Below are 11,638 nucleotides of genomic sequence, written 5' to 3'. Positions count from 1 at the left end.
GATATTAGCAGATTGTGCAGATTGCAGACCCGCCACTTCCCGGAGCCAGACGATGATCGTCGTTCTCTCGCCCGCCAAGGCACTCGACTATCGGACCCCGCCGACGCTTGCCGAACATTCGCAGCCGGTCTTTCTCGAGCAGTCGCGGCTTCTGGTCGACCGGTTGCGCCGCCTGTCGCCGGCAGAGATCGCCAGCCTGATGAAGATCAGCGACCAGCTGGCGGTGCTCAACGCCACCCGCTATGCCGAATGGGCCGAGCCGTTCACGCCGTCGAACGCCAAGCAGGCCATCCTGGCATTCAACGGCGACGTCTATGAGGGGCTGGATGCCGTTTCGCTGTCGGCCGACGATCTGCATTTCGCGCAGGCGAGGCTGCGCATCCTGTCGGGTCTGTACGGTGTGCTGCGGCCGCTCGACCTGATGCAACCGTACCGGCTGGAGATGGGCAGCCGGCTGGTCAATGAGCGTGGCCGGGATCTCTACGCCTTCTGGGGCGACCGCATCACGGTCGCGGTGGATGCGGCGGTACGCGCAGCGGGGGCGAGCGTACTGCTCAGCCTGGCCTCGCAGGAGTATTTCCGGGCGCTGCTGCCGCCGCAACTGTCGGTCCCGGTCGTGCAGCCGGTGTTCGAGGACTGGAGCGGCGGCCGCTTCCGTGTGGTCAGTTTCTTTGCCAAGCGCGCGCGTGGTCTGATGGCGCGTTTCGTGCTCGTCAATCGGCTGACCGAGGTCGCTGCGCTCAGGGATTTCGACAGCGACGGCTACTGCTACGCCGGACAGCCGGCAGGCGACGGTGTCCTGCTGTTTCGCCGCCGCCGCTGAGTCGGCTGCAGGACGCGAGGTGGGCGGCATGACCGGCTTCCGCGTTGTCTTCGCCCCTTCGTCCGTCGCCGCACTGTTGCCCGGAGGAGCCGACCCTGTCATCGCCTGCCCCTGAACCCGGTCTGATCGTCGTGCACGGCAACCGGCCCGAGATCCTGCGCGATCTGGTCGTCGCCTGGATCAAGCGATATCCGCTGGCGCCACTCGACAACGAGTCCATTCTCGTGCAGAGCAACGGCATTGCGCAGTGGCTGAAGATGGCGCTGGCCGCCGACGCCGTGGGCAGTGACGGCGAAGCCGGTGGTTGTGGCATCGCGGCTGGGCTGGAAGTGTCGCTGCCGGCACGTTTCCTCTGGCAGGCCTATCGCTCGCTGCTCGGGCGCGATGCGGTGCCCGAATCCTCACCCTTCGACGAAGAGCGGTTGCTCTGGCGGCTGTTGCGCCTGCTGCCGGAACTCGGCGGCAGGCCCGAGTACGAGCCGCTGCACGCCTTCCTCGCGCACGACAGCGATCAGCGCAAGCGCTTCCAGCTGGCCGAGCGGCTGGCCGACCTCTTCGATCAGTATCAGGTGTATCGCGCGGACTGGCTGGCCGCCTGGGCAGCGGGCAGCGACGTCCTGCCCGACGGCCGCGGCAACGGCCGGCCGCTGCCCGGCGGGCAGCGTTGGCAGGCAGCGTTGTGGCGCGCACTGCTGGCCGATGTCGCCGCCGGCGCGGCAGCCTCCGGCGTGACGGGAACCGCCGGGCGTGCCGCGGTTCATGCCGCCTTCATGGAACGGGCGCGGCAGTGGACCGCGGCCGGGCGGCCGGACGGATTGCCGCGGCGCCTGCTGGTCTTTGGCATCTCCAGCCTGCCACAGCAGGCGCTCGAGGTTCTCGCCGTGCTGGCGCGGTGGACGCAGGTCCTGATCTGCGTGCACAACCCGTGCCGGCATCACTGGGCCGACATCGTCGCCGACCGCGACCTCCTGCGCCGCGGCAGCGGCGGCCAGCGACGGCGGCAGGGAATGCCGGCCGAGCTGACGCCGGAACTGCTGCACGTGCATGCGCAGCCGCTGCTGGCGGCCTGGGGCAAGCAGGGGCGCGATTTCATCGGCCTCCTCGACGACTGCGACGGGCAGCAACTGCCGGGCGAGCGGCAGTTGCCGGCAGCCCGGCAGCGGATCGAGCTCTTCGAATCCGGCGGCGTGGCCAGCCTGCTGCAGCAGCTGCAGGACGACATCCTCGACCTGCGGCCGCTGCACGAAACGCGCGCCTGCTGGCCGGCGGTCGATCCGCGGCAGGATCATTCGCTGCGTTTCCACGTCGCGCACAGCGCGCAGCGCGAGGTCGAGATCGTGCACGACCAGCTCCTCGCCGCCTGCAACGCAGACCCGAGCCTGCGTCCGCACGACATCATCGTCATGGTGCCCGACATCGGCGTCTACGCACCGCATGTGCAGGCGGTGTTCGGCCTGCTGCCCGCCGATGATCCGCGTTACCTGCCGTTCACCGTCGTCGACCAGTCGCGGCGGGAGTGCGACCCGCTGCTGCAGGCGCTCGAGAAGCTGCTGTCGCTGCCGCAGTCGCGGCTGGCGGCGAGTGACGTGCTCGACCTGCTCGAGGTGCCGGCGCTGCGACGCCGCTTCGCGATCGCCGACGAGGACCTGCCGCTGCTGCATCGCTGGATCCGTGGTGCCGGCATCCGCTGGGGCCTGCACGCCGAGCACCGCGCGAGCTTCGGCTTGCCGCGGCCGGCGGAGGCCGCGGCGGCGAATACCTGGCTGTTCGGCAGCCGCCGGATGCTGCTCGGCTACGCCGTCGGCGCCGACGCCGGCGCCTGGCAGGGGATCGAGCCCTACGACGAGATCGGCGGTATCGACGCCGCGTTGCTCGGGCCGCTGCTGCAACTGATCGAGCGTCTGCAGGAGTACTGGCAGACGCTGCGCAGCGCGGCGCCGGTCGCCACCTGGTGTGCTCGCCTGCGCCAGTTGCTGGCCGACTTCTTCGCTGCCGACGACGATGCCGACGCCTTTACCCTGCTGCAGCTCGAGGGCGCGCTGCAGCGCTGGCAGGAAGCGTGCGACGCCGCCGCGCTGAGCGCCGATCTGCCGCTGTCGGTGGTCGGCGCGCACTGGCTCGCCAGCCTCGATGCCGGCGGCCTGACGCAGCGCTTCTTCGCCGGCGCGATCACCTTCGCCACGCTGATGCCGATGCGCGCCATCCCGTTTCGTCGCGTCTGCCTGCTCGGCATGAACGACGGCGATTATCCGCGCAGCCGGCCGGCGACCGATTTCGACCTCATGGCTGGCGATCACCGCCCCGGCGACCGGTCGCGGCGCGAAGACGATCGCTATCTCTTTCTCGAAGCCCTGTTGTCGGCGCGCGAACACCTGCACATCTCGTGGGTCGGCCGCAGCATCAACGACAACCGTCCGCGACCGCCGTCGGTACTGGTCGGCCAGTTGCGCGATCATCTCGCTGCCGGCTGGACGCTGGCCGTCGACGCCGCCGCCGACATGGCGCATGCCGTTGCCGCCGCGCCGGGCGCTGCCTTGCTCGCGGCGCTGACCGTCGAGCATCGCCTGCAGCCGTTCAGTGCCGAGTACTTCCCGGCGCCGGCGGCGGCCGGCCTGTTCACCTATGCGCGCGAATGGCAGGCGGACGGGGTCCCGTCGGGTGCTCGGCGCTGGCCCGCGAACGGCGTCCCATTGCCGCCGCTGGCGCGCGACGAGGCGCTGTCGCTGCGTGAACTCGAGGATTTTCTCGCGCATCCGGTGCGGTCGTTCTTCCGCCAGCGTCTGGGCGTCGTCTTCGCCACCGACGATCCCGTCGGCGAAGACCAGGAGCCCTTCGTCATCGATGCGCTCGGTCGCTGGCAACTGCAGGACGAGCTGATCGCCGTCCAGCTCGCGGCACTGCAGCGTGGCGAGGACATCGGCACGGCCGGCCAGGCCCGGCTCAGCGCCATCAACCGCCGCGGTGCGCTGCCCGCCGGCGCCTTCGGCGAGGTGCTGGCCGACGAGTTGCTGGCAGCGCTCGACGACCTTTTCGCGCGCCATCGGCAGGCCCTCGCGCGCTGGCCGCTGCCGCTGGCTGGTGAACGCGAGCTCTGCCTGGAGATGCCGATCGCCGGCCAGCCGCTGCAGATTGCCGACTGGCTCGGCGGCGTGCGCAGCGACGGCGCCGACAACCTCGGCCAGGTCGTCGTCGACAGCCGCGAGCTGATCGATGGCCAGCGGGTTCGCGGCGACAGAGTGATCCGGCATTGGCTGCGGCACCTGGGAATGCAGATCGCGGTCGGGCCGTTGACGACGCTGCTGGTCGGCAAGCAGGGCGACATCGAGCTCGCCCCGTTGCCGGCAGAGGCGGCAGCGGCCCTGCTGCGGCAACTGCTGCAGGCCTGGCACGAAGGCATGCGCCGCCCGCTGCCGCTGGCAGTGCGGGCGGGCCTTGCCTGGCTGCACTCGGGCAGCGACGCGGATGCCAGGAAGGTGTACGACGGCGGCGACCGGCAGCCGGGCGAGGTCGACCGGGACCCCTGTCTGCGCCGCGTCTATCCGGATTTCCTGGCGCTCGCCGCTGGCGGCGAGTTCTTCGTCCTGGCCGACCGCCTGTTGCGGCCGCTGCACGCGGCGCTGCCGTCGGCCGGGCCGCGGCGCGGCAATCGCTCCGCCGCCGCGGGAGCAGAGGCGTGAGCAGCGCGACGACCGGCGACGCTGGCGTCCTGGCGCGCCACGTGCTCGACCCGCTGCGCCTGCCGTTCAGCGGCATGCGGCTGATCGAGGCGAGCGCCGGCACCGGCAAGACATTCACCATCGCTGCCCTGTACCTGCGCCTGGTTCTCGGCCATGGCAGTGGCGATGGCATGCGGCCGCTGGCGCCGGCAGAGATCCTGGTCGTCAGCTTCACCGAAGCGGCGACGGAAGAACTGCGCGACCGCATCCGCCGCCGCCTCGCCGCTGCCGCCGCCTGTTTCCGGAGCGACGCGGCGGCCGCTGCCGACGCCGGCGGCGACGCCACGTTGCAGGCGCTGCGCGCGGAGTACCCGCCGGAGCAGTGGCCGGGCTGTGCCCACAAGCTGCAACTCGCCGCCGAGGCGATGGACGATGCGGCGGTATCGACGATTCACGGCTGGTGCAACCGCATGCTGCGCGAGCACGCGTTTGCCAGCAACAGCCTGTTCGTGCAGACGCTGGAAAGCGACCAGCAGGATCTGTTGGCGGAAGTCGTGCGCGACTACTGGCGCACTTTCATCGTGCCGCTCGAAGCCGCTGCGGCGGGCGAGCTGCGGCAGTGGTGGTCGGGTCCGGAGGCGCTGCAGCAGGTGGTCGCCAGGCTGCTCGATGACGTCGCCCTGCTGCCGCCGGCAGTACCGCCGCATGACGCCCTCGGGCGCGCGCGCGCCCTGCGGCAGCAACGGCTGGCCGAACTCAAGGCACCGTGGCGAAGCTGGGTGGGCGAACTGCAGGATCTGCTCGACGCGGCGGTCGCGCAGCGGCGGGTCGACGGACGCAAGCTGCAGGGCCGTTACTACCGGCCGTGGCTGGAAGCCCTGCGCGCCTGGCATGAGGATCCCGGGATGGGCAGCCCGGACCTGAAGACAGGCTGGGAGCGACTGACCCCCGCCGGACTGCTCGATGCCTGGAAGTCCGGCGCGCCGCCGGAGCATCCGGCGCTGCTGGCGATCGCCGGGCTCGCCAGCGAACTGGCGGCGCTGCCGCAGGCACAGGGCGAGGTGCTCTGCCACGCCGCCCGCTGGGTCGCTGAGCGCTTCGCCGGCGAACAGGAAGCACGCGCGCAGATGGGCTTCAATGAATTGCTGACGCGGCTCGCGGCGGCACTGCAGGGCGACGGTGGTGAGCGGCTGGCGGCAGCGATCCGGCAGCAGTTCCCGGTGGCGCTGATCGACGAGTTCCAGGACACCGACCCGGTGCAGTACCGGATCTTCGACGCCGTCTATCGGCCGGCGCCCGCCTCCGAGCCAACGGCGCTGATCCTCATCGGCGATCCGAAGCAGGCGATCTATGCCTTCCGTGGCGCCGACATTCACACCTACCTGGCCGCCAGGAGCGCCTGCAGCGGCGGCATCTACACGCTGCTGACGAACTATCGCGCCAGCCGGGAGATGGTGGCGGCGACCAACCACTGCTTCGCCTTCGCCGAGCAGCGCCGCGAGGGGAGCGGCGCCTTCGGCTTCCGCAGCGCGGCCGGCAATCCTCTGCCTTTCGAGGCGGCGCAGGCGCAGGGGCGTGCAGACGCGTTGCAGGTTGACGGCGCCAGCCCGCCGGCGCTCGTCGCCTGCTTCCTGGCGGCAGCAGGCGACAAGGGCCTGAGCAAGACCGACTATCTCGAGCTGATGGCTGTCGCCTGCGCCGCCGAGATCGTCCGGCTGCTCAATCTCGGCGAGGCCGGTCGCGCCGGCTTCGCCGCCGGCGGCGGACTGCGGCCGCTGCGCCCGGCGGACATGGCGGTGCTGGTCAACAACCGCAGCGAGGCCGCCGCCATCCGCGGCGCGCTGCAGCAGCGCGGCGTGCGCAGCGTCTACCTCTCGGATCGCGATTCCGTCTTCGACAGCGACGAGGCGCTCGAGCTGCAGCACTGGCTGGCCGCCGTCGCCGAGCCGGATGATCCGCGCCTGCTGCGCAGCGCCCTGGCGACGGCGACGCTCGCGCTCGGCTGGCACGAACTCGACGCCCTGCAGCACGACGAAGCGGCGTGGGAGCTGCGCGTCGTCCAGTTTCGCGGTTATCGCGAGTGCTGGCTGCGGCAGGGCGTATTGCCGATGCTGCGCCGCCTGCTGCACGATTTTTCGGTGCCCGCCCGGCTGCTCGGCCGCGTTGCTGGCGCAACGCCGGGCGAACCGCCGCCGCCGGGCGGTGAACGCACCCTGACCAACCTCCTGCATCTGGCCGAACTGCTGCAGCAGGCGAGTGCCCTGCTCGATGGCCCACAGGCGCTGCTTCGCCATCTCGCCGGGCAAAGGCGGCAGCCGGCGGCGGCCGCCGCCGGTGATGCGCGGCAGTTGCGCCTCGAAAGCGATGCCGAACTGCTGCAGGTGGTGACGGTACACAAGGCCAAGGGCCTCGAGTATCCACTCGTCTTCCTGCCCTTCGCCTGCAATTACCGGGCAATCACGTCGCACAGCCGGCCGCCGCTGAAGTGGCATGATGCCGCGGGCCGGCCGCAACTATCGCTGACCAGCGACCCGGCGATCGTCGCCCTTGCCGACCGCGAACGCCTCGCCGAGGACCTGCGCAAGCTCTACGTCGCGCTGACGCGGGCGCAGCATGCCACCTGGCTGGGCGTGGCGCCGCTCGCCGGCCTGCAGCAAGGTGCCTTCGGTTACCTGCTCGGCGCCGGCGAGGAACCGGCAGCGGAAGAGTTGCCGCAGCGACTGCAGGCGCTGGCTGCCGGCTGTCCGCACATCGCGCTCGTGCCGGCGGCGGCAGCGGGCGACGAGCGCTTCCGCACGCAAGCGCTGCGCCACAGCGTCGGCAGCGCCCGCCAGTCGGCACGGGTCTTGCGCGAGCACTGGTGGATCGCCAGCTATTCGGCCCTGCGCATCGCCGCCGCGGGCGATGCCGTCGCGTCGTCGCTGGCGGCCGGGACGGCGACCGAGGAACTCTTCCACGAGGCGCGAACGACCGCGGCGGAGCCCGCCACACCGGCACCCAGCGAGGCGGCGCCAGCCGCCGCCGCTTCGCTGCACGATTTTCCGCGTGGCGCCGAAGCCGGGACCTTCCTGCATGAGTTGCTCGAGGCGAGTGCCGCCGCGGGTTTCGCGAACGTTGCCGGCGACGGGTCGCTGCGGCAAGAACTGGTCGCACGCTGCTGCCGGACGCGTGGCCGGGAACGATGGAGCGGATCGCTCGCGGACTGGTTGCAGGGCTTCCTCACGCGACCGTGGGAACTGCCGGCCGGGCAGGCGGCAGCGGCGACGACGCTGCGGCTGTGCGCGCTGTCGGCGGCACGGGCGGAGATGGAGTTCTGGCTGCCGGTGCACGCCGTCGACCTGCGGCGCGTCGACGCACTGGTCTGCCGCCACACGCTCGCCGGAGCGGCGCGCCCGGCGCTGCAGGAGGGCCAGCTGAACGGCATGCTGAAGGGCTTCATCGACCTCGTTCTCGAACATCAGGGGCGCTACTACGTGGTCGATTACAAGTCGAACTGGCTGGGCCCGGCGGATGCCGCGTACACGCCGGCGGCGTTGCGCGAGGCCATCCTGCACGCACGCTACGACCTGCAGTACGTTCTCTACCTGTTGGCGCTGCACCGGCTGCTGCGCGCGCGGCTGCCGGACTACGACTACGATCGCCACGTCGGGGCGGCGGTCTACGTCTTCCTTCGCGGCGGCGATTCGGCCAGCCGTGGCCTGCACGCCGAACGGCCGCCACGGCAACTGATCGACGAACTCGATGCGCTGTTTGCCGGCCGGCAAGTGGCGCCGCAGCGCTGATGGCCGCCGCCATCGTGCAGCGACCGGAGATGCGCCTGCTGCTGCGGCAGTGGCGCGAGCGGCAGTGGCTGCGGCCGCTCGATGTCGCCTTCGCCGACTTCCTCTGGCGTGAGGTGCCCGATGCGTCGCCCTGGCTGATCCTCGCTGCCGCTCTGGCCAGCCATCAGCTCGGTCGCGGCCATGCCTGCCTCGACTTGCCGGCCACGCTGGCAGCCCCGGGGCAGGCGCTGTCGCTGCCGCCGGCCGGCGACGAGGGGCTGGCCGGGGCGGCGCCGGCGCTGCGGCCGGAGGAAGTGCTTGCCGGCCTCAGCCTCGCCGACTGGCAGGCTGCCCTGGCCCACCCGCTGCTGGTCGCCGGTGGCAGCGGCACGACACCGCTGGTGCTCGCCGCCGGGCGGCTGTACCTGCGTCGCTACTGGCAGTGCGAGCAGGACGTGCGTGCTGCCATCGAGCGGCGGCTCTGCGTGTCGCCGCAACTGCAGGCCGCGCTGCCGGTGACGGCGATGCGGACGACGCTTGCCGCGCTGTTTCCCGCCGTCGCAGGCGAACGCGTCGACTGGCAGAAGATCGCCTGTGCGCTGGCCGCCGGCAGCGGTTTCAGCATCATCACCGGCGGCCCCGGCAGCGGCAAGACGACGACCGTGCTGCGGCTGGTCGCGCTGCTGCAGGCGCTGGCGCTTGCCGACGCAGCCGATGGGCAGCCGGCGCGGCCGCTGCGCATCCGGCTGGCGGCGCCGACCGGCAAGGCGGCGGCGCGGCTGAGCGACGCCATCGCCGGCGCGCTGGCGTCGCTGTCACTCGCCGGCGTGGCCCATGCCGAGGCCGTGCGCGCGGCGATTCCCGACCGCGTCGGGACGCTCCACCGGCTGCTCGGCGGTCGTCCCGAGAGCCGGCGCTTCCGCCACCATGCGGGCAACCTGCTGGCAGTCGATCTGCTGGTGATCGACGAAGCTTCGATGGTCGACCTCGAGATGATGGCGGCGGTCTTCGCCGCCCTGCCGGAGACGGCCCGGCTCGTCCTCATTGGCGACCGCGATCAGCTCGCCTCGGTCGAGGCGGGGGCGGTATTCGGCGAACTGTGTCGACGCGCCGCTGACGGCCACTACCGTCCGGCCACTTGCGACTGGCTGACGGCAGTCAGCGGCGAGCGCATCGAGCCGGCTCTGGTCGACCCGGATGGCAGCGCGCTCGATCAGGCGGTGGTCATGCTGCGCCACAGCCATCGCTTCGCGGCAGCGAGCGGCATCGGCCGCCTGGCGGCGGTGGTGAATGCCGGCGACACGCGGTTGCTGGCCGAGCTGTGGCGGCAGCCGCAGGCGGATCTGGCGTTCTGCGAATTGCCTGGCGAAGACGAGCGCCGCTTCAGGGAGCTCGTCGTCGACGGCGGGCCGCTGCCGGCCGGCGGTCACGCCGCCGCTGGCAGCGGCTATCGGCACTACCTGCAAACGATGCGCGCGCAACAGCCGGCAGGCACGGCGACGGCGGCGGCTTTCGCCAACTGGGCGCAGGCGGTGCTGGCGGCGCACGGCGAGTTCCAGGTGCTGTGTGCGCCGCGGCTCGGCCCCTGGGGTGTCGCCGGTCTCAACCAGCGGATCGCCGACGCGCTGCACGCAGCCGGGCTGATTCGCGCCACGCACGGCTGGTACCCTGGCCGTCCGGTGCTGGTGACGCGCAACGAATACAGCCTGGGACTGATGAACGGCGACATCGGTATCGCGCTCGAGCTGCCTGGCAGCACCGCCGGCGAATCGATCCTGCGAGTCGCCTTTGCCGCAAGCGGCGCGGCCGACGGCATCCGCTGGATTCTGCCGACTCGCCTGCGGGCGGTGGAGACGGCGTATGCGCTCACCGTTCACAAGGCGCAGGGTTCCGAGTTCGCGCATGTGGCGCTGCTCCTGCCGGCCGTACCGAGTCCGATCCTGACGCGCGAACTGCTGTACACCGGCATCACGCGGGCCCGCTCGCGCTTGACGCTGGCGACGCCGGCCGGCGTCGGCCTGTTGCAGGAAGCGGTGCGGCGGCGCGTGCTGCGTGCCAGTGGCCTGCTGCAGTGAAGGCGCAGCCGGCGGCCGCAGGCCGCCGGTCGATGCGGATCAGTCGATGCGGATCAGTCGAGGGGGACGATCAGCTTGTCCCAGCCCGATCCATCGCCGGCGTCCGGGCCCTTGGGCTTGCGTGCGTACATGGCGACACGCGCCTCGATCTCGGCGATCGACTCGGGGGTCACATGCAGGGTTCGCCGTTCGACGCCGCAGCGGCGCTCCGCCATGCCGGGCGGCGGCCCGGACTGCTGCTGACGCCGGTCTCTTCCTCGTTGCGCGTGCATTGCTCCCTCCTCGAAAATCGCCACACACTTCGGGGCGGACGGCGGCCAGGACCAAACTCCTGGCCCGACAGCGGGAATGATAACGCGCCGCCGGCGATCTGTCGCAGGCTCGAGCAGCGATGTCTCGGCCCAATCCAGCCATTCGGAGCGATCGCGGAATGCTTGCTGTCTTGAGGGGGCTTCTCCGATGTCGGCGGCAGGTCGGCCCTGCGAACACTACGATTGGGATCTGACGCGGAACAAGGTTGGGTGCCGGCCCAGACCACAGGGGCTCCAGCGACTATGGCACTTTGCCCTTCACGACCCAGGCCGTTGCGGCGTAGGACCGTGGACCATCGACCTCTCCATCCAGATACGCCAGCTTGACCATCTCGCGAAGCTTTTCCCGCGCTTGCATGCCAAGGGTACCGACGTAGTCCGCGATCGGTCCATCCTTGCCTTCTGCGGGTGCCCAGAAGTCGGCAAAGGATGCGAAATCCATGCGGATGGTCAGCATGCCGTCCACGACAGCAACCAGACCGGCCGCACGCCACGCGCGCACCAGGTCTCCGGGGCGACTCATGGGCTTGGTGCACGCTCTCGCTCTCTCCACATTTCCGCGCCCATCGAGCATGGCTGCCGTATCGAAGATCAGACGAACGCAGACGAGCCCGCCGCGTGTGTCCCACGTCGCGGCGGCGACAGTTCCGCCCGGACGCGTGACACGCCGCATCTCGCGCACAGCGAGATCGGCCTGGGGAATGAATTGCAGGACCAGCAGCGAGAGGGTGTGGTCAAATGAAGCGTCCGGAAATGGCAGAGCGCAAGCGTCTCCCACTTCGAAGTCGACGCGCGCATCACGATTCCGTCGCCTGGCGCAATCGACGTAAGCGGCCGAAAAATCAATGCCACGCACGCTGCCGATGGCCGGGTTCCGGGCAATTCTGAAACTCAGATTGCCCGTGCCGCAGCCGACATCCAGGACGCGCTCCGCTGCCGCAATCCCCGCGAAGTCAATGAACAGGGGCGCGAGACGACGGCTCCATCGGCCCATCTGGACCTCGTAACCGTC

General features: G+C 70.8%; 6 protein-coding genes. 4 read left to right on the top strand and 2 right to left on the bottom strand.

Annotated features, from left to right (window positions below; translation table 11 throughout):
- Positions 1-52 precede the first annotated feature (52 nt).
- The 4 genes from yaaA (at position 53) to recD (ending at position 10,315) form a co-directional block, all read left to right on the top strand.
- Positions 53-823 (top strand): peroxide stress protein YaaA, encoded by a 771-nt coding sequence (yaaA, locus tag HT579_17030; protein ID QKS31689.1) that lies wholly within the window; start codon positions 53-55, stop codon positions 821-823.
- Positions 824-948: 125 nt separating this feature from the next.
- Positions 949-4,500 (top strand): exodeoxyribonuclease V subunit gamma, encoded by a 3,552-nt coding sequence (gene recC, locus HT579_17025; GenBank protein QKS31688.1) that lies wholly within the window; start codon positions 949-951, stop codon positions 4,498-4,500.
- Positions 4,501-4,574: 74 nt separating this feature from the next.
- Positions 4,575-8,261, top strand: coding sequence for an exodeoxyribonuclease V subunit beta (gene recB / locus HT579_17020; protein ID QKS31687.1), 3,687 nt, complete (start codon positions 4,575-4,577; stop codon positions 8,259-8,261).
- Positions 8,261-10,315, top strand: a complete 2,055-nt coding sequence (gene recD / locus HT579_17015; protein ID QKS30466.1) for an exodeoxyribonuclease V subunit alpha — start codon at positions 8,261-8,263, stop codon at positions 10,313-10,315. Before recB ends, recD begins: the two co-directional genes overlap by 1 nt.
- 53 nt (positions 10,316-10,368) lie before the next feature.
- Here recD and HT579_17010 read toward each other — a convergent pair whose 3' ends face one another.
- Together HT579_17010 and HT579_17005 are read right to left on the bottom strand one after the other, a co-directional pair.
- A complete protein-coding gene (locus HT579_17010; protein ID QKS30465.1) occupies positions 10,369-10,587 on the bottom strand; it encodes a hypothetical protein in 219 nt (72 codons plus the stop codon).
- Positions 10,588-10,867: 280 nt separating this feature from the next.
- Positions 10,868-11,620, bottom strand: a complete 753-nt coding sequence (locus tag HT579_17005) for a class I SAM-dependent methyltransferase (protein QKS30464.1) — start codon at positions 11,618-11,620, stop codon at positions 10,868-10,870.
- Positions 11,621-11,638 lie beyond the last annotated feature (18 nt).

The sequence above is a fragment of the Candidatus Accumulibacter similis genome, assembly GCA_013347225.1.
In the GTDB taxonomy this organism is placed as follows: domain Bacteria; phylum Pseudomonadota; class Gammaproteobacteria; order Burkholderiales; family Rhodocyclaceae; genus Accumulibacter; species Accumulibacter similis.
This window is presented reverse-complemented; position numbering and strand designations above follow the sequence as displayed.